At 73.2% G+C, this 21,760-nt stretch carries 15 protein-coding genes and 6 pseudogenes; 2 read left to right on the top strand and 19 right to left on the bottom strand.

Annotated elements, in window-relative coordinates:
• Positions 1 to 97: 97 nt before the first annotated feature.
• The 4 genes from UK82_RS10615 to UK82_RS10600 form a co-directional block, all read right to left on the bottom strand.
• On the bottom strand, positions 98 to 1,438 hold the full coding sequence (locus tag UK82_RS10615) for a PP2C family serine/threonine-protein phosphatase (protein WP_044883986.1): 1,341 nt from the start codon (positions 1,436 to 1,438) through the stop codon (positions 98 to 100).
• Positions 1,439 to 1,681: 243 nt separating this feature from the next.
• Positions 1,682 to 5,740, bottom strand: a complete 4,059-nt coding sequence (locus tag UK82_RS10610; RefSeq protein ID WP_055407005.1) for a hypothetical protein — start codon at positions 5,738 to 5,740, stop codon at positions 1,682 to 1,684.
• A complete protein-coding gene (locus UK82_RS10605; protein ID WP_055407004.1) occupies positions 5,737 to 6,813 on the bottom strand; it encodes a hypothetical protein in 1,077 nt (358 codons plus the stop codon). The genes UK82_RS10610 and UK82_RS10605 overlap by 4 nt, the downstream gene beginning before the upstream one ends.
• Positions 6,814 to 7,745: 932 nt before the next feature.
• Entirely contained in the window at positions 7,746 to 9,164 is a 1,419-nt protein-coding gene (locus UK82_RS10600; protein ID WP_044883983.1) for a metallophosphoesterase family protein, read from the bottom strand.
• 280 nt (positions 9,165 to 9,444) lie between these two features.
• Between UK82_RS10600 and UK82_RS10595 the strand changes: the two genes are divergently transcribed.
• Entirely contained in the window at positions 9,445 to 10,197 is a 753-nt protein-coding gene (locus UK82_RS10595; protein WP_370657240.1) for a sulfite exporter TauE/SafE family protein, read from the top strand.
• Between the two features lie 110 nt (positions 10,198 to 10,307).
• On the opposite strand, the pseudogene UK82_RS37170 reads toward UK82_RS10595, so the two are convergent.
• The 6 genes and pseudogenes from UK82_RS37170 to UK82_RS10585 form a co-directional block, all read right to left on the bottom strand.
• A pseudogene (locus tag UK82_RS37170) lies at positions 10,308 to 10,962 on the bottom strand (AAA family ATPase); the annotation flags it as partial.
• Between the two features lies 1 nt (position 10,963).
• A pseudogene (locus UK82_RS37165) lies at positions 10,964 to 11,359 on the bottom strand (AAA family ATPase); the annotation flags it as partial.
• Between the two features lies 1 nt (position 11,360).
• Positions 11,361 to 11,762 (bottom strand): annotated as a pseudogene (locus tag UK82_RS37160) (UvrB/UvrC motif-containing protein); the annotation flags it as partial.
• Between the two features lies 1 nt (position 11,763).
• A pseudogene (locus tag UK82_RS37155) lies at positions 11,764 to 12,403 on the bottom strand (AAA family ATPase); the annotation flags it as partial.
• A gap of 1 nt (position 12,404) precedes the next feature.
• On the bottom strand, positions 12,405 to 12,812 hold a 408-nt coding region (locus tag UK82_RS37150; protein ID WP_304438047.1), incomplete at its 3' end, for a Clp protease N-terminal domain-containing protein.
• 501 nt (positions 12,813 to 13,313) lie between these two features.
• A complete protein-coding gene (locus UK82_RS10585) occupies positions 13,314 to 14,255 on the bottom strand; it encodes a (2Fe-2S)-binding protein (RefSeq protein WP_236705761.1) in 942 nt (313 codons plus the stop codon).
• A 621-nt stretch (positions 14,256 to 14,876) separates the two neighbouring features.
• On the opposite strand from UK82_RS10585, the gene UK82_RS10580 reads away from it, so the two are divergent.
• A complete protein-coding gene (locus UK82_RS10580; RefSeq protein ID WP_044883980.1) occupies positions 14,877 to 15,116 on the top strand; it encodes a type II toxin-antitoxin system HicA family toxin in 240 nt (79 codons plus the stop codon).
• A gap of 28 nt (positions 15,117 to 15,144) precedes the next feature.
• Here UK82_RS10580 and UK82_RS10575 read toward each other — a convergent pair whose 3' ends face one another.
• The 9 genes and pseudogenes from UK82_RS10575 to panC form a co-directional block, all read right to left on the bottom strand.
• Complete coding sequence (locus UK82_RS10575; protein ID WP_035923406.1) at positions 15,145 to 15,411, bottom strand: type II toxin-antitoxin system HicB family antitoxin; 267 nt, start codon at positions 15,409 to 15,411, stop codon at positions 15,145 to 15,147.
• 158 nt (positions 15,412 to 15,569) lie between these two features.
• Positions 15,570 to 15,858, bottom strand: a pseudogene (locus UK82_RS37145) (SGNH/GDSL hydrolase family protein); the annotation flags it as partial.
• Between the two features lies 1 nt (position 15,859).
• The coding region (locus UK82_RS37140) for an SGNH/GDSL hydrolase family protein (RefSeq protein WP_236705760.1) at positions 15,860 to 16,484 on the bottom strand (625 nt) is incomplete at its 3' end.
• A gap of 125 nt (positions 16,485 to 16,609) precedes the next feature.
• Entirely contained in the window at positions 16,610 to 17,362 is a 753-nt protein-coding gene (locus UK82_RS10565; protein ID WP_009741643.1) for a type III pantothenate kinase, read from the bottom strand.
• A pseudogene (locus UK82_RS37135) lies at positions 17,362 to 17,509 on the bottom strand (nicotinate-nucleotide diphosphorylase (carboxylating)); the annotation flags it as partial. The pseudogene UK82_RS37135 and the gene UK82_RS10565, both read right to left, overlap by 1 nt.
• A gap of 1 nt (position 17,510) precedes the next feature.
• A partial coding sequence (nadC, locus tag UK82_RS10560; RefSeq protein WP_396230516.1) for a carboxylating nicotinate-nucleotide diphosphorylase occupies positions 17,511 to 18,372 on the bottom strand: 862 nt, incomplete at its 3' end.
• Between the two features lie 65 nt (positions 18,373 to 18,437).
• Positions 18,438 to 20,138 carry an L-aspartate oxidase gene (locus UK82_RS10555; protein WP_044883978.1) on the bottom strand — a complete coding sequence of 567 codons (1,701 nt, stop codon included), beginning with the start codon at positions 20,136 to 20,138 and terminating at the stop codon, positions 18,438 to 18,440.
• Positions 20,135 to 20,647: an aspartate 1-decarboxylase gene (gene panD / locus UK82_RS10550; RefSeq protein ID WP_044883977.1), complete on the bottom strand. Its 513-nt coding sequence runs from the start codon at positions 20,645 to 20,647 to the stop codon at positions 20,135 to 20,137. Before panD ends, UK82_RS10555 begins: the two co-directional genes overlap by 4 nt.
• A 2-nt stretch (positions 20,648 to 20,649) precedes the next feature.
• The gene (gene panC, locus UK82_RS10545; RefSeq protein ID WP_044884028.1) at positions 20,650 to 21,561 is read right to left on the bottom strand and encodes a pantoate--beta-alanine ligase; all 912 of its coding nucleotides are present in this window, start codon (positions 21,559 to 21,561) and stop codon (positions 20,650 to 20,652) included.
• Between the last annotated feature and the right edge of the window lie 199 nt (positions 21,562 to 21,760).

The raw sequence follows: 21,760 nt of genomic DNA, 5'->3' as shown, positions 1-21,760 counted from the left end.
TGCCGCGACTGATCACCGGGGCCGTCTCGGTCGGATTGCCGAGGGCGGGTTCGGGATCGTCGGCGCCGGGTGCGCCGTGCCGGACGCCCGATCAGTCTCACCGCGAGGAGGGCTCGGATACCAGGTCGGCGACGACGATGGTGGTGTCATCGCGGGCGCCGGCCAGCAGGGCCGCCTCGACGAGGGCGTCCGCGGCCCGTTCGGGCGGCTCAGAGCCCAGCTCGCCGAGCAGCCCGTCGAGCTGCTCGGGCGTCATCACCTTGGTGATGCCGTCGCTGGCGAGGACGACCCGGTCGCCGGCCCGGACCGGCTCGCTGAAGATGTCGGCCTCGATCTCGTCGGCGAGGCCGACGGCGTTCAGCAAGGGGCCGTTGCGGATCGCGTGCGGGGTGGTCAGCGCCCGCGGACGTCCCCGGCCCGGCTGCAGCCACACCGAGCTGTCGCCGACGTGGGCGACGGTGAGGTACTCGCCGGTGTTGTGCTGCCGGCCGAGGATGACGACGTCCAGCGTGCAGGCCATGCCCAGCCAGGTCGGTTCCTCCCGGGCCCGGGTGCGGACCACCCGGTTCGCCCGCTCCACGGCCCTGCGCAGGCCCTCCAGCGGATCCTCCGCGTACTGCGGCCGGAAGCCGGCCACGGTGGTGACGGTCAGCGTGGAGGCGATCTGGCCGGCGGCCTCCCCGCCGACGCCGTCCGAGACCGCCAGCAGGCCGTCCACGACGACGAAGGCGTCTTCGTTGGGACCGCCGCGCTTGCCCCGGCGGGTCCGGCCGGCGGCGGCCAGCCGCAGCGGGGCGGCCGTGGTCTGCTCGGGCTCGGTCGCCATCAGGTCGGCAGCCTGCTCCCGCGGCGCGGCGGCGGCGTTGGGATAGGTGGTCGCGGTCGGTGTGCTCTCCCACCGCGGGTCGCCCGCGGTGGCCCGCCCCCCGGCCGGCTCCGCTCCCACCGCGGCCGACTGCGCGGCGAAGGTCGTCGTGGGCGGCGCGATCGGGTAGTCGCCGGTCTGCGGGTCGTAGTAGCGGGTGGCGTCCTCCCGCTCGTCCTCGAAGGACTCGGCCTGGTGCGGCGGGGCAGCGGGCGGAGGAGTCCAACCGGTCGCGTCGGGATCGCGACTGTTCTCTTCTCCGACTGGAACCTGCGTGGTCACATCCCCTCCCCACGACGCGCCCGCCTCCGGGCCGTCGCTCGCGTCGTCGGCCGTCTGTTCGGCGGGGGGGCTCGGCGCCGGCTCGGTGAAGCCCGGCACGATCCCGTCCGGCGCGGCGGCGTCGGAGCCGTCTCGCAGCGGCACCGTACCGGATCGATGCCGTTGATGGTCCAAGCCGCGGCTGCGGCGCTGGCTTCCCTGCCGAACCGGCCGGTTGTTCAGGGCGAAGTAGATCACCAGGGCTACCAGCAGCACCACGATGAGCATGATCGGCACCAGCGAGCTACCCATGGCCTCCGTCCTCGCCGAACCATTCACGATCACGCTGTCGGGACGTGTCGCCAGCCGTCTTCCTTCTTACCCAAGGGCACCGACGCACCGCGAACCCCGGGTGTGTCGCGACACCGACACAAGTGCTGGTCATTGTTCCAGACTCCACCGACCCCGAGTAGGGCGAACGGGACAGCCGCGGTGATCGTCCTCCCGGCCGGGTGGCCTCGCGGTCGTCGCCCGGCGGCCCGGCGACCGGTGCTGTCACCGGACGACGACGAGCAGGGCGAGCACGGCGGCGGCCAAGGTGAGAGCGAACACGGGGAGCCCGAAGGAGCGCCGCCGACGCCGGGCCGCGCCGCCTGCGGCGATCTCGGCGATGACCCGGGACTCGACGAAGCCGGGTAGTTCGTGGGCGGCCCGCAGGCGTGGATCGTCCGGAAGGTAGAGCGCCACCAGCCGGCGTACGACGCGTTCCAGGTCGGCGGCATGCGGCCCGCCGCCGGCCTCTCCGCTGTAGGCCGCTGCTCCGCTGTAGGCCGCTGCGCCGTAGTCGTCGGCGGCGTAGTCGTCGGCGCTGCCGGGGCCGAAGTCATAGTCGCCGTCGTAGTCGTAGTCGTAGTCGTAGTCGCCGTCGTAGTCGTCGCCGGCGTGCAGGGCGTGGCGGAAGTACCGCTCCGCCGCCACGCCCAGCTCCGCTTCCGAGGGTGGCTCGGGCGACGCCCTGCTGCCGTGCTGGGGCGTGCCCCGGTTCCAGATCGCCTCGTAGAGGTCCCAGGCATCGTCCCAGCTCGGCACGTACCGGACGAGCAGGCCGAAGATCCGGGCCGCGTCGGGCCGGCCCGACGCGCACGCGTCGAGGAACGCGACCGCCGGATCCCGCGGGGCCGCCGCGGTCGGCGGGATGCGCGCGGTGAGCTCGGCACCCAGGGCGTGCACCTCCGCTGCGGACGAGGCAGGCCGCCGCGACCGTTGCACCGCGCTCGCCGCCCGGTCCGCGCCGGCCTCGCGCCGGGCCTCGCCGCCTCCGCCGGGTGTCTCGCCGTCCTCGCCGGGTGTCTCGCCGGCCCCGCCGCGGGCGTACAGCTCCAGAAGGCGAGCAACGGTGTCGATCACCTGGCCCCCGCCCGGCCGGGCCGTCGCCAGCCGCTCGAAGAAGGGGCGGGCGCCGGCGGCGAGGAGCCCGGATCCGTCGTCGTCGGCTCCTGGCAGCCCGAACCCGCTCGGCCCGGCCGTTACGGCGGCGGCGATGGCATACCGGATGTCCTCGGCTCCGTACCAGCCCGGGGCGTACAGGACGAGTAGCCGGAAGGCGTCGGCTCCCCACGCTCGGGTCTCCCGCAGCAGCCGCACCACCGCCGCGGCCGACGACTCGGCCGCCGCGGCCGACGACTCGGCCGTCGCAGGGAACGCCGTCGCAGGAAGGGCAGCCGCGGGGAGTGCCGCGCCGGCGGTCAGCCAGGCCAGCTCGTCGGCCAGAGCGTCGGCGAACGCGAACCCCTCCGGAAGCCCGAACCGGTCGAACACGGTCCGCAGGGCGGAGGTGAGCAGGTCCCGGACGCGCGCGGCGCGGTGGCCCTCGTCCGGCCGGTCCGGGCCGGCCTCGGTTGCGACCGGCAGGGCGGCCAGATCCGCGACCAGCCCGGCCAGTAGCTGCACGATCTGCCGATGCATCTCCGCGACGGCGGTGTGGATCGCCGTGACGTAGGCCGCCCGGTCCACCTCGGTCAGGTGGGCGTCCGGTGCCAGCCGGGTGATTGCCTGGGTGACGTCGCTGGCGGCGCGGGCCAGGACGTCGGCGGGCCGACCAGGCGGGCGGTCAGGTTGCGGCCGGGACCGGGAGCCCGGCGGGCACAGCGGGCCGAACAGGTCGCGCAGCGCGGCGAGTTCACGCAGCTCGGTGGGCGATTCCAGCGGATCGGCCAGCGGATCGGGACCCGCGTGCGCCAGCGAGACCCCCAGCGGGACGCCGAGCGCGGCCAGCAGCCGGTCGACGGGGTGCAGCCGGCCGTCCCAGTACGACCACTCCGTCCGGTAGGCGGCCGCGACGTGCCGGGTGACCGCGACCCGGGCGGCCCGCTCCAGCTCCTGCCGGGGCGCGGTGGCGGCAGCCGCGGAGGAGGCAGCCGCCGGCGGCAGGACCGTCACCGTCACCTCGAAGTCGGTCTCCGCTCCGACCGGGCGGTCGGCTCCGGCGCCGCCGCCCTCCCGGCTCGTGACGGAGACGTCGGGTCGCCCGCTGGGGTCGGGCCGGTCGGCGAGGCTGGGCTGGGCGGTGGGGTCGGGCTGGGCGGCGGTGGGCGGGGGGGCTGCCGGGCGGACGGCGCGCAGTGCGTCGAGGGTCTCGGTGGCGAGCCGCAGCGCGCTGCCGCTGGCCGTCGCGAGGCGGTAGGACGAGAAGACCGATTCCAGGCCGGCCGTGAGGGGCGGGATCGCCCGGCGCATCGACTGTTCGGCGCCGCGGGTGGGCGACGGACCGCGCAGCGCGGCGAGATCGTCGGCCAGCGCGGTCAGTGCCCCCTCGACCTGCCGTTGCTCCTCGACGACCGCGGCCTCGACGTCCACGGCGACCCGGGCACGATCGGCCGGATCCATCTCCCCCAGCCGGTCGAGGACGCCAGCCACGATCATGGCGCGGCCCTGCTCACGTGATGCCGGCCCGGTGCGTGCCTCCTGCCCCGTCGGCGATCTCGGCGGCCGGCCGGAGGCACCCGGAACGGTCAGCCGACCCGCGACGCGGTGTAGCTGCCCGCGCAGCCGTTCGGCGCTTGGCAGGTCGGCGGGCAGGCCGACCGGGTGGGCCAGGATCGCGATCAGGCGACCTGCCGGGTCGGCATCGTCCCCGCCGGCGCCTCCCGGCGCCAGCAACAGCTCGTAGGCGTCGTGCAGGTGCTCGGCGACCGCGCGCGCCTGCCCGGCGGCCCCTCGCCCCGCGAACGCCGCCGCGGGTGATCGCGCATCCGCCGGTGGGGGTGCGGGCTGCCCCGGGGACGGCCGAGCCGGTGAGGCCTCCCAGCTCGAGGACGGTTCGCCAATCGAGCGGGGACTGATCGGGTGGGGGTCGATCGGGCGGGGACTGATCGGGTGGGGGTCGATCGGGTGGCAGTCGGCCGCGAGGGAGCCGGTCGGGTCGGGGCCCGGCCGCACACCTGACCCGGCCACCGCCGCGTCCCGCCCGCTGGTTGCCACCAGCCGGCGGCACCAGCGCTCGGGATCGTGCGGCCGGAACGCCTCGTCGCCGACCTGGGCGAGCAGGTCGGCGACGCCGCGGATCCCGCTCCGCCCGTAGACGCCGACGAGCAGGTGGGCCGCGTCGGCGACGGCCGGGGGGACCGGCGGCGTCACGCGGGGATCCACGTAGATCGCCGCCGGGTCGGTGCCGGGCCCGAGCTCTGGCGGGATCGGGACGAATCGGAACCGCGGATCGGATCGGCCCTGGCCGACGGCCGTCCCGGCCGACGCCGCCGGTCCGTGGTCCGCGGCCGACGTCGAGCCGCTCGACGCCCACGCCGGCTCATCCGCCGGCTCATGCCTCGCATCGGCGGCGCGGGCGGTGGGCGACGTGGGACGGGGCGCGGGCGGGGCGGCGTGGATGGAGAAGGTGAGCCGGTAGGGGAGCACCCCTTCGAGCATCTCGACGAGTGCCCACATCAGCGTGACGGCCTCGTCCGAGCCGGTGTGCGACACCACGACCGGTCGGTCCGTCCACGACCAGGTGAGGGCCGCCGAGACCAGGACGGTCAGCCGGTTACGCCGGGCGGCGGCTCGGGCGGCCTGGCGCAGCGTCCGCTCGCCGACCCGTCGCTGCGCGGTGAGATCATCGAGGTGCAGGGGGTTCAGCCGCGGTGTGGTCCGGGCGCCACCGGCCGTGGCCCCACCGGCCGTGGCCCCGCCGGCCGCGTACAGCGCCAGCGCGACCCGTTCGGTCAGGTAGTCGGCCCGGCCGATCAGGACGTGCGCCCGTAGCCGGCCGCTACCGGCGCCGCTTCGGCCGGCGACGTGGACGTGGTGGACGAGCGCGGCGTCCGGCACGTCGTCCGGATCGTCCCGGATGGGCCGGTCGGGTGCGCCGACGACGTAGGCGAGCGCGGGCGGCGGCTGGTCGACGGGGCTGTCGCCCGCCTCGACCTGGGCGGCGAGCAGGCCGTTCCACGAACGGGTCACCGCGGAGCTCAGCGAGCTCGCGATGGGAAAGTAGCCCTCGGCGCCGGCCCGCGTCCGCCTGGACCAGGCGTAGACGATCTGGTCCAGACGGGTCACCGCGGAGGTGGCGTCCCGCGCCGCGGGGGCGCGGTCCGAGGCCGCGGGGGCGGCGCGATTCACGGTCGCAGCCCCGGGAACAGGACCCCCAGCACGTCGGCGTCCCGCGCGGGGGTCAGCCGCAGCACGCCGGCGAGCATCGTCGCCGCGGTCCAGACGATCTCGATGGTCGGCCCGACCGGGTCCGCCGGGCCGGCGCCGTCCGTCTCCGGCGGTGGCGGCTCCGGGCGGGCAACCCGTGGCGCGAAGGCGATGATCGTCGCAGCGTCGGAGCTGGGATCCAACAGCGCCAACCGCCCCTCGCCGGCAAGCTCGGGGACCACCGCCGCATCGGTGGGGGCATCCGACCAGGATGTAGCCCCGATCTGCAACCCGCGCAGCAACTCGCCGGGGAGCCGGCCGACGACGGCGCGGATGCCGGGGAAGGCGAGGCAGCCGGGCATGGCGGACACCGCGCGGGTGACCTCGTCGAACACCTCGGGGCTGCGCAGCGCGTCGAGCAGCACCCGTAGCGCCGGCCCGGCCGAGTCCACCGCGGCGGCCGACGGTCTGCCCTCGACCGCCCCGACCCAGAGGATCGCCGGGATGGTGGGCGCACTGCCGGGCGCCGCAGACGCGGCCGCCGCGGTCGGCCGCGCGGATCCCTCGGGTGCGTCGTCGCCGAGGGATCCGTCGTCGACGAAGGCGGTGTCGTCGACGAAGGCATAGAAGGCCGGGTTGTAGGGGGCGTCGAGGTCGGGGAGCGTCTCGTCACCCGGCACGGCGCCGAACAATTCGTCCTGGGCACCTTCGTCCTGGGCACCGGTGCCGCGCCACGGGTCGGCGCTGGTGTCCGCCGGCGCCGGCGCTCCGTGTGTCCCGGGCGCGGTGATCTCGCCCGGCACCGGCCCCACCAGGACGAGCAGCACCGACTCGGCGGGGCGCCCGGTGGTCAGCGCAGCCAGTCCGGCCTGGTGAGCCGCTGCCGTGCGGGCCTCGTCGACGATCAGCAGACGCTCCGCAGCGCCCACGTCGAACCGCGGGCGTCGGGTGAGCAGGGTCCGCAGGGTGCCGGGGGCCCAGGGGCGTCGCGCCACCCGCCGCCGGCAGCCCGAGCGCAGGTCCAGGGTGGCAACCGGGCCGGTCGCGGTGCTCACCGAAGGCTCCGGGTGAAGGCCGTCCCGCGCAGCATCGAAGCATTCCACCGGCCCCGCGGACGTTCATTCCTCCGCGTCGGGTANGCCGGTGCGAGGCCGACCTTCGACGGGTATCGGGACTGCCGTTGATTTGCTGGCAGGCAATGCTCCCGCACAATGGAGGCCCGGGTTTCGGCGCATGGACGGGACGAGCTGCCCCCACTCGGCGTCCGCTGCTTCCCTGACAATGGACGTCCTCCCGGTTCGCCGTAGTCGACAATGATCGTGTAGTCGGTCGATTACCGCCTACTCGCGAAAGTTATTCCTTGGACCCCCGGTCGGTCCAGCGAAAGTCCGAAAAAATCATCCCGGCCCGAGTGGCTGGATCTCCGGACGCCGCCGCCGGGAGCGACCGTGCCGGCGGCGGGAATTACCTTCGGCTCCGCCGCGTGACGGAGCCGAAGGCAGGTGCCCCGTGCAGCGGCATGTGCAGCACGTTGTTCCTGTTTGCGGTGCGCCAAGGGTCGGTGGTCGATGATCGGCCCGGCTGTCGTTACGTACGCCTGCTCCGAACGCCGCGCCGGGGTTTCCGGCAAAGATGGGCGGACGTTGCAGTGCTGATGTCGGTTCGATGTTCCGCGGGATGTCCGGCGGTCACCGCCGGGGTGGCCGGACTGTCCGGTGAAAGGAGCTCGGGACCGCGCGCGATCATCTCGTCGCGCCGGGGGCGGGGGCGGCCTTCTTCACCGGGCGTAACGTTAATTCGGCTCGGCGGCGCGACCGGAACATATTTCGTCACCGAAGGCGAGCGGTGAACGATCGGAAGATCGCCGATCGAGGCGCACCCCGGTGACTTCCGCATTCTCTCCTCGGGGCGTCTTCGGACCTCGCGGCGGACGTCAACTGTCGGCGGACGTCAACTGTCGGCGGAGGTCCAGGGCCTGCTCCCGGCGTCAGCCGGTCGGCGCCGCGTCGGTTCTGGGCCGGACCAGAGTCACCCGGTCGAACGGCACCGGGTCGGGGGAACCCGAGTCGTACGCGGTGATCCGGATGCTGGTCAGCCCGCCGGGCTCGCCGGGATCCACCTCGAACCCGGCGAAGGCGTAGGGATGATCGGGGGCTCGGAAAGCCAACCAGGCCGCGTCCTCGAGCTCGCGGACGGCGGTCCGGTGCCGGCGCCCCGGTTCGGGGTCACGGACGCCGACCACGATCCGTCCGGCCGGCGGATCGAGCAGCGTGTCCGTGGACGGCGACGACGAGCCTCCGGTGCCCGCCATCAGGTGGACCGTGCCCGCCGACGTGTCCACGACGGCGCCGCCGGACCCGACCGCCCCCACCACCGGTCGGGGGGCGAGGGTCCGGCTGCCCGGGACGGTGCCCCGCACCGGGTGGCTGCGTTCGTAGTGGTGCTCGTGCCCGTAGAGCACGAGGTCCACTCCGTGCCGGTCGAACAGCGGCAGCCAGGCCTCCCGGATGCCCAGATCGGCGCCGTTGTGATCGGCCGACGTGGACAGGGCCGCATGGTGCATGACGACCACGATCCAGTCGATGTCCGGGTCGGCCCGGGCCTGCTCCAGCGTCCGAGCGAGCCAGGCGGTCTGCCGGCCGGCGCTGAACCCGCGCAGGTAGATCGGGCCACTGTTCTGGTAGCAGACGTCGTCGGCGCTGACCACCACGAAACGGACCGCCCCGACCGTGAAGGCGTACCAGAGGCCCGCGAGGTAGCCCTCGCCCCCGTTCGGCGGCAGTTCGAAGTAGGTCTGGTAGGCCGCGAGCCCCAGCGCCCCGTTCCCCCGCTCGATCTCGTGGTTGCCGACGCAGGGCATCCACGGCCGTGACCCCGCGGACGGGCTGATCATCGTGAACCAGTCGGACCAGGTGCGTACCGGGTCCTCACGCTGGTTGGCGTAGGACAGATCCCCGCCGGTGAGCGCGAACAGCGGTGCGCACCGCTCGACGCCGGCCACGGCGTACCCGGAGGCGGGCGAGCCGAACGGGTCGTACGGGCGGTCGGTGCCCTGATCGCCGAAGAAGGTGAAGCCGAAGGCGGCCCGCGAGCCCGGAGCCGTGCGGAACGAGCCGTCCGCAGCCTGCGGGCGGCCGTCGTGCTCGAGGGTGAACGCGTAGTCCGTGGCGGGTTCGAGCCCGGTCAGGGTCGCGTGATGGACGAAGACCTGCTCGCTGGTGCGGGCGTCCCGGTAGGAGCGGGTGGTCGCCGGGACCGGCTCGCCGACGGTGCCGGGTTGGGACCCGCAGCGCACCGCGGGCCGGGTTACGGGGCCGCGGGTCAGCCAGGAGACGACCATGACCGTCGCCGGCTCGGCGCCGAAGGTGAGATGGACGCCGTGGGCGTCGTCGGCACCGCCCGTCACTCCACCCGATCCCGCCTGCTGTCCGACCTGGTCCCGTCTGACCTGGTCCCGTCTGATCCGGTCCCGTCCGATCTGGTCCCGCCTGAGCTGGTCTCACCTGAGCTGGTCTCGTTGCCGACCAACGAGCATGGTGCCATGGCCCGCGGCCGCCCATCGACCGAACGTCGTGTGGGGTAGCCGACGTTGCGCCGCCACCGGGGCCGAACCCGTGATCCCCTACTGTCCGGGTGACGCCGCAGGCGCCCGCCGTCCCAGGGACGGGTGACACCGGGGGGTGACCCTGACCGCCGCCGACATCGCCCTGCTGGTGGGCGCCGGCGTGCTGGCCGGCATCACCAGCACCGTCGCGGGGCTGGCGTCGCTCGTCTCCTACCCCGCGCTGCTCGCGACCGGGCTGCCGCCGCTGGCGGCGAACGTCACCAACACGACGGCGCTGCTGTTCGTCGCGGTCGGCGCGGCCGCCGGGTCGCGACCCGAGCTCGCGGGTCAGACCGACCGGGTCGCCCGGTTCGCGGCGATGGCCCTCGCCGGCGGGGCGGTGGGCGCCGTCCTGCTTCTCACGCTGCCGGAGCGGACGTTCGAACGAGCGGTGCCGGTGCTGATCGCCGGGGCGGCCGTGCTGCTGTGGGCGCAGCCCCGGATCCTCGCCCGACGGGCCGAAGCGCCGGCCGAGGGCGGCCCGGCGGTGCTCGCCGCGGTCTTCGGAACCGGGATCTACCTGGGCTATTTCGGCGCCGGTGGCGGAGTGGCGCTGCTCGCCGTGCTCGCGGTGGCGATCCCCGAGCCGCTCGCCCGGGTCAATGCGATCAAGAACGTGTCGTCGGGCTTCGCGAATCTGGTCGCGGCGGCGGGGTTCGCCGTCTTCGGCCCGGTGCGCTGGGCCGCGGTGGCGCCCCTGGCCGTCGGTCTGCTGATCGGCGGCGCGGTCGGGCCGCTGATCGTGCGCCGGCTGCCGGGCGACATCCTGCGGGTGCTCATCGGGCTGGCCGCGCTCGGCCTCGCCGCGAGCCTCGCCTGGGATGCCTACACCTGAGCCTGCGCCGGAGCCGATTGCGCGGGCCGCGGAAACGACTGAGCCCCGGAACCTGGTGGGGTACCGGGGCTCAGCCGCAGTCCGGCGGCGCTGGTGACGCGCCGCTGGCGCTACTCGCTGGACTTGGCGAGGTCGATCGGCGGCGCGTCCGGCACCTGGTTCGGCTTGGTCTCGCCGCGGAAGACGAACTTCGCGTCCTCGTCCTCGCCCTCGACGTCACCGACGACGATCTCGCCCGGCTTGAGCGTGCCGTACAGGATCTTCTCGGACAGGACGTCCTCGATCTCCCGCTGGATCGTCCGGCGCAGCGGCCTGGCGCCGAGCACGGGGTCGTAGCCCTTCTTCGCCAGCAGCGCCTTGGCAGCCGACGTCAGCTCGAGGGCCATGTCCTTGTTCTTGAGCTGGATGTCCACCCGGGCCAGCATGAGATCGACGATCTGGATGATCTCGTTCTCGGAGAGCTGGTGGAAGACGATGATGTCGTCGATCCGGTTGAGGAACTCCGGCCGGAAGTGCTGCTTGAGCTCGTCCTGGACCTTCGCCTTCATCCGCTCGTAGTCAACGGCGCCCTGACCGGTGGCGAAGCCGATGCCGGGGCCCTTGGAGATGTCCCGGGTGCCCAGGTTCGACGTCATGATCAGGACGGTGTTCTTGAAGTCGACCAGTCGGCCCTGGGAGTCGGTCAGGCGACCGTCCTCCAGGATCTGCAGGAGCGTGTTGAAGACGTCGGGGTGCGCCTTCTCGACCTCGTCGAACAGGACGACCNAGAACGGCTTGCGCCGCACCCGCTCGGTGAGCTGGCCGCCCTCCTCGTAGCCGACGTAGCCGGGCGGGGAGCCCACCAGCCGCGAGACGGTGTGCTTCTCCATGTACTCGGACATGTCGAGCTGGATGAGCGCGTCCTCGTCACCGAAGAGGAACTCGGCGAGCGTCTTGGACAGCTCGGTCTTACCGACACCGGACGGGCCGGCGAAGATGAACGACCCGCCGGGACGCTTGGGGTCCTTCAGCCCGGCACGGGTGCGCCGGATCGCCTGCGAGACGGCCTTGATGGCCTGCTGCTGGCCGATGACCCGCTTGTGCAGCTCGTCCTCCATGCGGAGCAGACGGGCCGTCTCCTCCTCGGTGAGCTTGAAGACCGGGATGCCCGTCCAGATGGCGANCACCTCGGCGATCTCCTCGTCGCCCACCTCGGCGACGACGTCCATGTCGCCGGCCTTCCACTCCTTCTCCCGCTTCGCCTTCTCGGACAGGAGGGTCTTCTCCTTGTCCCGCAGCGAGGCGGCCTTCTCGAAGTCCTGCGCGTCGATCGCGGACTCCTTGTCCCGGCGGACACCCGCGATGCGCTCGTCGAACTCGCGCAGGTCCGGCGGCGCGGTCATCCGGCGGATGCGCATCCGCGAGCCGGCCTCGTCGATCAGGTCGATCGCCTTGTCCGGCAGGAAGCGGTCCGAGATGTACCGGTCGGCCAGGGAGGCGGCGGCGACCAGGGCGGCGTCGGTGATCGAGACGCGGTGGTGCGCCTCGTACCGGTCGCGCAGGCCCTTGAGGATCTCGATGGTGTGNGCCACCGACGGCTCCGCGACCTGGATCGGCTGGAAGCGGCGCTCGAGCGCGGCGTCCTTCTCCAGGTGCTTGCGGTACTCGTCGAGGGTGGTGGCACCGATGGTCTGCAGCTCACCGCGGGCGAGCATCGGCTTGAGGATCGACGCGGCGTCGATCGCGCCCTCCGCGGCGCCCGCGCCGACCAGCGTGTGCAGCTCGTCGATGAACAGGATGATGTCGCCGCGGGTGCGGATCTCCTTGAGGACCTTCTTCAGCCGCTCCTCGAAGTCACCGCGGTAGCGGGAACCGGCGACCAGGGCGCCGAGGTCGAGGGTGTAGAGCTGCTTGTCCTTCAGGGTCTCGGGCACCTCGCCCTTGACGATCGCCTGCGCCAGGCCCTCGACGACGGCGGTCTTGCCGACTCCGGGCTCGCCGATCAGGACCGGGTTGTTCTTGGTCCGGCGCGACAGCACCTGCATGACGCGCTCGATCTCCTTCTCGCGCCCGATGACCGGGTCGAGCTTGGACTCGCGCGCCGCCGCGGTGAGGTTGCGGCCGAACTGGTCGAGCACCAGCGAGGTGGACGGGGTGCCCTCGGCCGGAGCGCCGGAGGTGGCCGTCTCGCCCTTGCCCTGGTAGCCGGACAGGAGCTGGATGACCTNCTGGCGCACGCGGTTGAGGTCCGCGCCCAGCTTGACGAGCACCTGGGCGGCGACGCCCTCGCCCTCGCGGATCAGGCCGAGCAGGATGTGTTCGGTCCCGATGTAGTTGTGGCCGAGCTGGAGGGCCTCCCGAAGCGACAGCTCCAGGACCTTCTTCGCACGCGGGGTGAACGGAATGTGCCCGCTCGGTGCCTGCTGGCCCTGGCCGATGATCTCCTCGACCTGAGACCGCACACCCTCAAGGGAGATGCCGAGGGACTCGAGGGCCTTGGCGGCGACGCCCTCGCCCTCGTGGATCAGGCCGAGCAGGATGTGCTCGGTCCCGATGTAGTTGTGGTTGAGCATCCTGGCCTCTTCTTGGGCCAGGACGACGACCCGACGTGCCCGGTCGGTGAATCTCTCGAACATGTGCGCTCCTTCGAGCTGCGACCGACCACACGACAGCCGGTATCCGCATGCTAGCTCCGCCGAGGCATGTCCTCACGCATCGAACAGAAACCTACCCGCCGGCTCCGTCCACTTCGTCGGGGACGGAGGACCAGCTCAACTGCCGGTCCGACCAGCGGAGACGCCTAGGGCAACCGTGGCCGACCAGCCATGATTCCGTCACGTCGTTCCGCCAAGAGCAGAACGACTCGAGCCGCGCGGCACCATCGCCGCCCGCCCGCTCGGGGCGGTGGGATCCGCCCGCCAGGCGGTCTCCCGCCCGAGCCGACTCTCCCTCGTCGCTACCGACGGTAGTCGATGGTGGGGTGCCTTCTGTTGTGATTGGCGCCACATGCACATCGCTTTGTCATTTTGATGTTACTGTTCGGCGTCAAGACTTTAAAGATCTTGCAATTGTCGGACTCAACGCCTTCCTATAGCTACTTTACGTGCGCCAACCGCGGACCGCGTGCCGAACGCAGGTCAGACCGCAAGACCTCCATTACCCTGCGTATCTATCCAGGCACGCATGCGCCGCTCCCGTTCGGTGTCGTCGGTGAAGGGGCAGGTCGTGCAGTACTCGTCCCCGAGGCGGTGCGCGAGGCAGCACGATCCACAGCGCATCCCGGTGTAGGGCCGGCCGCGATGGACGAATTCGTGCCAACGCGGGCGGGCACGCATCGTCGGGGCCGCCCGTTCGAAGAAGGCGTCCGCCTCCTGCCGTCCCGCATCGGGGTCCCCGGTGGCCCGCTCGGTCAGCAGGAAGGCCCGGGCGCACTGAGCGGCCACGGCGCCCCAGAGGGCCGGGTAGCCGAGTCGGACCCGCGCCCGCAGCTCGCGGACGAACGGACTCAGATGGGTGAGCACCTCGTCCACGAGGACCTCCCGCAGCGCGGCGAGATCGCCGACCACCCGGTCCGACCCGACGTGGGGCCGCGTCGCCCGGTCGACGGGGCCCTCGGCCGGCGCGGAGTCGGCCAGCGCCGTCCCGACGGGCAGGTGCAGCGCCGTCCGGTCGAACCAGCCGCTGTCGAGCTCCCGCAGCGACATTCCCGCCGGTCCCAGGTCCGGGACTCGCCGCAGCAGCACGTAGGAGGCGATGGCGGGCGCGACGACGGCGGCGGAGTACCAGTTGGCCAGGTAGCTCGCGGCGACCTCGGGGCTGGCGCCGGGATGGGACCGGGCGATCCGGGCCAGCGACCGCGTCACTCCCGCCGGGCCGGAGAGGAAGGCGCAGTCCGCCCAGCCGGGGCCGGTCGGCACGCCGTGACACAGGCTGCGAGGTTCCAGCGCGCTGGCGAGGCTAGGCGGGACCATTCCCTGGGCGGCGGTCGCGCTCGACTCCCGTGGGGATCGGGGAGGCGAGGATCCGCCTTCGGCGGCCGGCTCCCGCGGCGTTGCGGGAGCCGGCAGTGGCACGAGCATTTACTTAGGTAAGGCTAACTTCAGGCTTGCTGTCAAATGCGTGTGACCCCACCGGCATGCATGCCGGGCATGAGGTGTTCCGCGGCCCCTATCCGTTGTGGGCTCTGCGGCACCTCACTGCCACCCTGCGTGCAAGTGGTAGAACCGACATCCGCCGTCCCCCGGCGCTCGCGCCGGAGTTGGCCGCGAGCTCGCACCCGACTGCATAACGTGGCCGATTGTCCTCGGGTCGTCGGCGTCGCGCATCCGCAGGTCACCTTGGAGTGCCGCACCGCAGGTGGCGGGGTGCGAGCCGTTGGCGCGAACGGGTGGGCGAGATCGGTCGGCGGCGCGGCGGCGTGGTCGGCCCGGCGGCGCGGCACGACTGGGGCGCTGTGATCTGCCGTGGCCACCCATACCGGAAAGTCGCCGATCACCTACCACGACAGTGTCAGCTTGACACGTTGTGTCCGTTATGGAACGTTTTGTAGCTCTCGGCGATCCGTGTGCGTACCTGGGCGGGGATCGTGCATCCCTTGCCGGTACGGTGCGTGTGCACGGGTCGGAGATCTTCTGTTCACGGCCCGGCTGTTACGGCGCTACGCAAGTCTGTTCCATTCGACGACGAATAGGCCAGGTTTGATGGGGCTGAAAGATCTTCCCGTCGCGGTCGGAGACCGGCATGTGGCCGCGTTCCAACGGGCGGGTTGGGAGGTGGCTCGCCGCAGCGGTAGCCACGTCGTGCTCCGCCGGGCCGGGGTGCAGGCGAATCTCTCGGTGCCCTGCAATGGACAGGAGGTCAAGCGGCCGCTGCTGGCCAAGCTCATCGAACGAGCCGGACTCACCCCGGAGGAGTACTGCGACTACTTCCGGCGGCGCTGACGATCCGCTGTCGTAGGGGCCGCGGAGCTCAGGCCGCCACCCGGACCGGGACGGACAGCTCCGTCGGTAGTCTGTCGGCGTCGGGCTGCTCGTGCCGGCCCACGCTGAGGTGCTGGCCGCTCTGGACCTCCAGGACGAGGATCATCGCGTCGAGGATGTTGTCCACCGTCTCGTCGAGACTGTCGCCCTGGGACACGCACCCTGGGAGCTCGAGGACCTCCGCGATGTAGCCGCCGTCGATTTCCGCCGGTTCGATACGTATCGTATAGACCTGGTCTGCACTACGTATCGTCATGATTGTCTGCTTCCAAGCCGCCGACATCTGCGTTAGGTGAGAGCCTAGCGTTCAGGGGAGCCAGCCGCCTCGGGTACCGGCTGAAGACCACCCCTCCTTCAGGACCTGATCGTGCCATCGCCGGCCGCGATCGCCCCCGGGCACCGCCGGACGGAGGGTCAGCGGCGGTCATCGGCGAGGTAGCGGTCGACCGCCGTGGCGATGGCCTGCTGGCCCCGGGCCGTCGGGTGCGCGCTGAGGTCGCGGGCCGGCGGCAGCAGGCCGATCGGGGCCACCCAGGAGTCCTTGGTACAGATCTCGTGGCCGCGCAGCGCCCGGTCGGTCGCGACGTACTCCACGTCCGCGTCGGCCGCCGCCCGTCGGATCACCCGGTTCAACTGGCTGTTCAGGTTGGTGAGCTGGCGCCGTTCGGTGTTGCTCAGCCATTTACAGGTGTTCTTGCGCTGGNTGCTCGGGAAGATGTCGGGATATCCGACGACGAGGATCCTGGAGTGTGGCGCCGCCGCCTTCACCGCAGCATAGTTCGCGCTCAGGACGTCCGGGAGTTCCTTGGTGATGAGATTTCGCTCGCGCTTGTCCTCGCCATCCCAGAAACATTTCCAGGCGAAGCAGCTCAGGATTACGTTGCTGAAACCGGCGTCGTTGCCGCCGATGGTGATGGTGACGACATCCGGGGCGGTGCGCAGCCGCCGCAACTGGGTGAGCTGTGGCACTTCGCCCTTGAACGATTCGTTGAGGGCGTCCGTGGTCGCCCCGGCGCACGCGGCGAACAGCGCGACGGTGGCCGGCGGCTCCATGGTGGCGAGTTTTCGCGGCCACGCCTGGTTGCTACGCCGACAGCGGGGCGTGAGCACGTCGAAGGGCGGACTGCCCTCGCCGGAGGAGTAGGAGTCGCCCAGCACCGCCAGGGTGCGGGGGCGCGCCGCCGCGAACGCCGGTGCATTCCATCCGGACGACGCCGTCACGGCGGTATACAGAAATACCGTCGACAGCGCGAGAAGGAAGGGCCGGACGAGACGCCCGGCCCGGCCGGGCCCGTCACCCGTCCAAGCCTCCGAGGATCGGTCCCGCATAGCTTGGAATCGTAACCGGTGGAACCGGTCGCGCACCCCGGATCCGGCGGGCTGTCGGTTGTCCGACCACCATCCGGGGGAGAATTCGTCCGCCGCTCGCCGGACGAATCACGCCGGGGCCGGAATCAGATGTTCTTCTCGAAGACCAGGCGGAGACCGATGAGTGTGAGATGCGGCTCGTGCCGGTCGAGCGTTTCGCTCTCCTTGACGACGAGCGAGGCGAGCCCGCCGGTGGCGATCGCGGTCGCGTGCGCGCCGAGTTCGGCGCGGATCCGTCGGACCAGCCCGTCCACCTGCCCGGCGACCCCGTAGATCATCCCGGACTGCAGCGCCTCGACGGTGCTCTTGCCGATCACCGACCGCGGCGGGGTGAGCTCGACCTTGCGCAACTGCGCCGCCCGGGACGCCAGCGCGTCCAGCGCGATCTCGATGCCGGGCGCGAGCACCCCGCCGATGAACTCGCCCCGCGCCGAGACCACGTCCAGGTTCGTCGAGGTCCCGAAGTCGACGACGATCGCCGGCCCGCCGTACAGGTGATGCGCGGCGAGCGTGTTCATGATGCGGTCCGCCCCGGCCTCCTTGGGGTTGTCGATCAGGATCGGCACCCCCGTCCGGGTACCCGGTTCGACGATGACGACCGGAATGTCGCGGAAGGCGCGGACCACCATCCGGCGCAGCTCCCGCAGCGCCGCGGGGACCGTCGAGCAGATCGACACGCCCGTGATCCGATGCTCGCCGAGCAGCCCGCGGTAGAGCAGCACGAGCTCGTCGGCGGTGGCGTGCGGATCGGTGCGGACCCGCCAGGAGTCGGCGAGGTCGTCGCCGTCGAAGACGCCGACGACGGTGTTGGTGTTGCCGACGTCGATGGCGAGCAGCATCAGGACTCCTCCACGGTCGGGCCCGCGCAGTCCGGTCCCGACTGCCGGCCGGGATCGAGATCGAGGCCGAGATCGAGAGCGGGCGCCGAGTGGGTCAGGGCGCCGACCGCAAGATAGTCCACCCCGGTGGCCGCGATGTCCGCAGCCNCCCGCAGGCTCAGCCCGCCGCTGGCCTCCAGGCGTACCCCCGCGGGCCTCGCGACGGCCACCGAGGCCCGCAGGTCCCGCGGGGTCATGTTGTCGCAGAGGATGAGGTCAGCCCCCGCGGCGACCGCCTCGGCGACCTGGTCGACGGTGTCGCACTCGACCTCGACGGGCAGCCCCGGGAACCGGGCCCGCACCGCGGCGAAGGCCGCCGCCACCCCGCCGGCGGCGACCACGTGGTTGTCCTTGATCAGGGCGGCGTCGGTCAGCGACATCCGGTGATTGCTGCCCCCGCCGCAGCGCACGGCGTACTTCTCCAGGGCGCGCAGGCCGGGCAGTGTCTTGCGGGTGTCGCGGATCGCCGCGCCCGTCCCGGCGACGGCGTCGACCCAGGCCCGGGTCAGCGTGGCGATCCCGGACAGGTGGCACAGCAGGTTCAGCGCGGTGCGCTCGGCGGTGAGCAGGCCCCGGACCGGGCCGTTGACCCGGGCCACCGTCGTGCCGGGGGAGACGGCGTCGCCGTCGCGGGCGGTCAGGGTGACGGTCACGGACCGGCCGAGCAGGCTCTCGAACACGGCCGCGGCCACCGGCAGCCCGGCGACCGTCCCCGCCGCGCGGCTGACCAGGGCGCCGTGCCCGACCAGGGCAGCGTCGACGGTCGCCTCGGAGGTGGCGTCGACCGCGCCGGCGCCGCCGCCCGGGCCGTCCGGCTCGCAGCTCGGCAGGTCCTCGGCGACGGCCCGGCCGATCACCGCGACGACGCCTTCGGGGTCAAGGCCGGCCGCGGCCAGCGCGCTGCGGGTGGCGGGGGACAGCCGACCGCTGTGCACCTCGGTCCAGCCGTGCACCTCGGTCCAGCCGTGCACCTCGGTCCAGCCGTGCACCTCGGTCTGGCCGTGCCCGTCGGTCTGGCCGTGCCCGTCGGTCCCGCTCACGGCGCCGGCCGCATGGGTTCGACGTTGATGATCAGTTCCCCCTCCGGGTCGAGCCGGGTCAGGATCCGGCCGAGCCAGTGCGCGTCGTCGCGGTCACCGAAGTCCTCCCGCCAGTGCGAGCCCCGCGTCTCCGTGCGGGTCGCGGCGGCGGCGACCAGCGCGGTTGCGACGGTACGCAGATTGGTCATCTCCCAGGCCGGCGGGCCGGCGGTCACGGTTGCGCCGCTGACCCGAAGGTCCCCGAGGCCGGCGAGGACCTTCGCCGTCGCCCGCAGGCTGTCGGCGCTGCGCAGCACCCCGGCGCCGTCGGTCATCGCCCGGGTCAGCTCGGCGCGTTCGGCCGGATCGGTCAGTCCGCTGCCCCGGCCGACGACCGGGGCGGCCGGCACCGCGTCCCGGCACCGGCCCGCGTGCTCGGCGCCCGCGATGTCCTGGGCGATGCGGGCGGCGAAGACCAGGCCCTCCAGCAGGCTGTTCGACGCCAGCCGGTTGGCGCCGTGCACCCCGGTGCAGGCCACCTCCCCGCAGGCGTACAGGCCGGGGACGGTGGTGCGGCCCCACAGGTCGGTGCGCACCCCGCCGGAGGCGTAGTGGGCGGCCGGCGCGACCGGGATCGGCATGGTCACCGGGTCGACGCCGACGGAGCGGCAGCGAGCGGTGATCGAGGGGAAGCGTCGCTCGATCGTCTGCGCCCCGAGCCCCCGGGCGTCGAGGTAGAGGTGCTCGACCCCCTGCGCGGCCATCACCCGCGACATCTGCTTGGCGACGACGTCGCGGGGGGCGAGGTCGGCGAGCGGGTGGGCACCGGCCATCACCCGCGCTCCGGCGGCGTCGACGAGGACGGCGCCCTCGCCGCGCATCGCCTCGCTGACCAGCGGCTGCTGGCCGCCGGGTTGGGCGCCCACCTGGGCCGATTCCGCCGGCGGCAGCCACAGCGCGGTCGGGTGGAACTGGACGAACTCCAGGTCGGCGACGACGGCGCCGGCCCGCAGCGCCAGTGCCACGCCATCGCCGGTGGAGACGCCCGGATTGGTGGTCGAGGCGAAGATCTGCCCCATCCCGCCGGTCGCGAGCACGACCGCGGGCGCGGTGACCGCCCCGACGCCGTCCTGACTGCCCTCGCCGAGCACGTGCAGGGTCGCGCCGGCCGCCCGGCCGTCGGCATCCCGCAGCAGGTCCAGGACGAGCGCGTTCTCGATCACTTCGACCGCCGGATCGGCCCGCACCGCGGCGATCAGGGCCCGCTCGACCTCCAGCCCGGTGGCGTCGCCGCCGGCGTGGACGATCCGGTTGCGCAGGTGTCCGCCCTCGCGGGTGAGGGCGAACGAGCCGTCGTCGGCCCGGTCGAAGCGCGCGCCGAGCTCGGCGAGTTCCCGCACCCGGGCCGGTCCCTCGTCGACCAGCACCCGCGCGGCGTCCGGGTCGCACAGGCCGACGCCGGCGACGAGGGTGTCGGCGAGATGGTCGGCGGGGGAGTCCTCGGCGGCGAGCGCCGCGGCGATCCCGCCCTGCGCCCAGCGGGTGGAGCCGGCGTCGAGATGCGCCTTCGTGACCAGCAGGACCCGGGCCGCGGGCAGCTCCCGGCGCAGGTGCAGGACCGCGGTGAGGCCGGCGATCCCCGATCCGATGACGACGATGTCCGCGGCGCGGCTCCATCCTGGACGCGGCGCGCCGAGCCGGCACGGTAGCACGATCACCGGGGCGCCACGACCGTCCGGCTCGCCGCGACCGCGACGGGGGCCTGGTGGACCGGGGTGCCCCGGCGGGCGGCGGCCGTCACCGGGTTGGCCGGCACGGCGACGTCGCCGCGCAGGCTCGAGGGATCGTCGGGAAGCGCCTCGGCCGGGTCGTGCCCACGGCCGATGATCCGGTTCTCGGCGTCGACGAACAGCACCCTCGGGACGTGCCGGCGCGCCTCGGCGTCATCCATCATCCCGTAGGCGATGATGATGACGAGGTCCCCGGGCTGGACCAGCCGGGCCGCCGCGCCGTTGATGCCGATCACGCCGCTGCCGGCCGGGCCCGCGATCGCGTACGTCTCCAGGCGGGCCCCGTTGTTGATGTCGACGATCGTCACCTGCTCGCCGGGGAGCAGGTCGGCGGCCTCGAGCAGGTCGGCGTCGATCGTCACCGAGCCTACGTAGTGCAGGTCGGCCTGGGTGACCGTGGCCCGGTGGATCTTGGCGGTGAGCATGGTGCGCAGCACGGTCAGGCTCCCTGGGTGTCGGTGGGGAGGATGAGCGAGATGTTGTCGATGAGGCGGGTCGTGCCCACGCGGGCGGCGACGAGCAGCAGCGCGGGGCCGCCGCGCACCGGCCCCAGGTCCTCGGGGCTGGCCAGTTCGAGGTAGTCGACGTCCACGCCGTCCGCCGCGTCGAGCACGGCGCGCGCGGCCGCGAGCACCGCCGGCGCCCCGTCGCCGGCGGCCGCCGCGCCGGCGGCGAGCGCCCGGGACAGCGCGAGCGCGTCGGTCCGCTGCTCGGCGGTGAGGTAGACGTTGCGGCTCGACCTCGCCAGGCCGTCGGGCTCGCGGGCCGTCTCCACCCCGATCACGGTCACGTCGAAGGCGAGGTCGGCGACCATCCGCCGGATGCAGACGAGCTGCTGGGCGTCCTTGCGCCCGAAGAACGCCAGGTCGGGCTGGACCAGGTGCAGCATGGTCCCGACGAGGGTGAGCATCCCGTCGAAGTGGCCGGGGCGGGACGCCCCCTCCAGCACCGCGCCGAGCGGGCCGGCGCTGAACCGGACCAGCGGCGGCGGATCGTGGATCACCGCGGGGGCGAACACCACGTCGACTCCCTCCCGGGCGCACACCGCGAGGTCCGCGGCGAGCGTGCGCGGATAGCGGTCGAGGTCCTCGCCCGCGCCGAACTGCAGCGGGTTGACGAAGATCGTGGCCACCACCTGGTCCGCCCGGGCGCGGGCCGCGCGCAGCAGGCTGGCGTGCCCCTCGTGCAGCGCCCCCATGGTCATGACGACGGCGCGGACCGGCCGGTCGTGCCGCGAGGCCGCGCGGGCGGGCCCCGCCTCGCCCGCGGCGGCGGCTCGCGGGTGCGCGCCGGCCGCCCGGTCCAGTGCGACGAGGGCGGCCCGTAGCTCGGCCCGGTCGCGAGCCAGCACGGGCCGACCGGGTCCGCCCGGCGCTGGCGCCGGGCTGGGGATGGCGGTGGGCCGCGCCGCCGTTGCGGGAAGCTCGGCGGCCGCCGCCGTGGGCCGGGCCGCCGCCGCGGGATCGGCGGTCGCTGCAGGCTCGGCGGCGACGGACTCGGAACCGGTGGGCCGGCCGGGGCGCGGGGCGCGGTCGGGCGCGGTGGAGGAG

Source organism: Frankia sp. ACN1ag (assembly GCF_001414035.1).
Lineage (GTDB): Bacteria > Actinomycetota > Actinomycetes > Frankiales > Frankiaceae > Frankia > Frankia torreyi.
The sequence above is the reverse complement of the archived record's forward strand: the minus strand, read 5'-3'. Positions and strand labels throughout refer to the sequence as shown.

Excerpts from the sequence above, each read along its gene's own strand:
- UK82_RS10575 (WP_035923406.1), bottom strand. The coding sequence starts at position 15,411 with ATGACGATACGTAGTGCAGACCAGGTCTATACGATACGTATCGAACCG.
- UK82_RS10580 (WP_044883980.1), top strand. The coding sequence starts at position 14,877 with ATGGGGCTGAAAGATCTTCCCGTCGCGGTCGGAGACCGGCATGTGGCC.
- UK82_RS10565 (WP_009741643.1), bottom strand. The coding sequence starts at position 17,362 with ATGCTGCTCGCCATCGACGTCGGCAACACCAACACCGTCGTCGGCGTC.
- UK82_RS10585 (WP_236705761.1), bottom strand. The coding sequence starts at position 14,255 with ATGCTCGTGCCACTGCCGGCTCCCGCAACGCCGCGGGAGCCGGCCGCC.
- UK82_RS10615 (WP_044883986.1), bottom strand. The coding sequence starts at position 1,438 with ATGGGTAGCTCGCTGGTGCCGATCATGCTCATCGTGGTGCTGCTGGTA.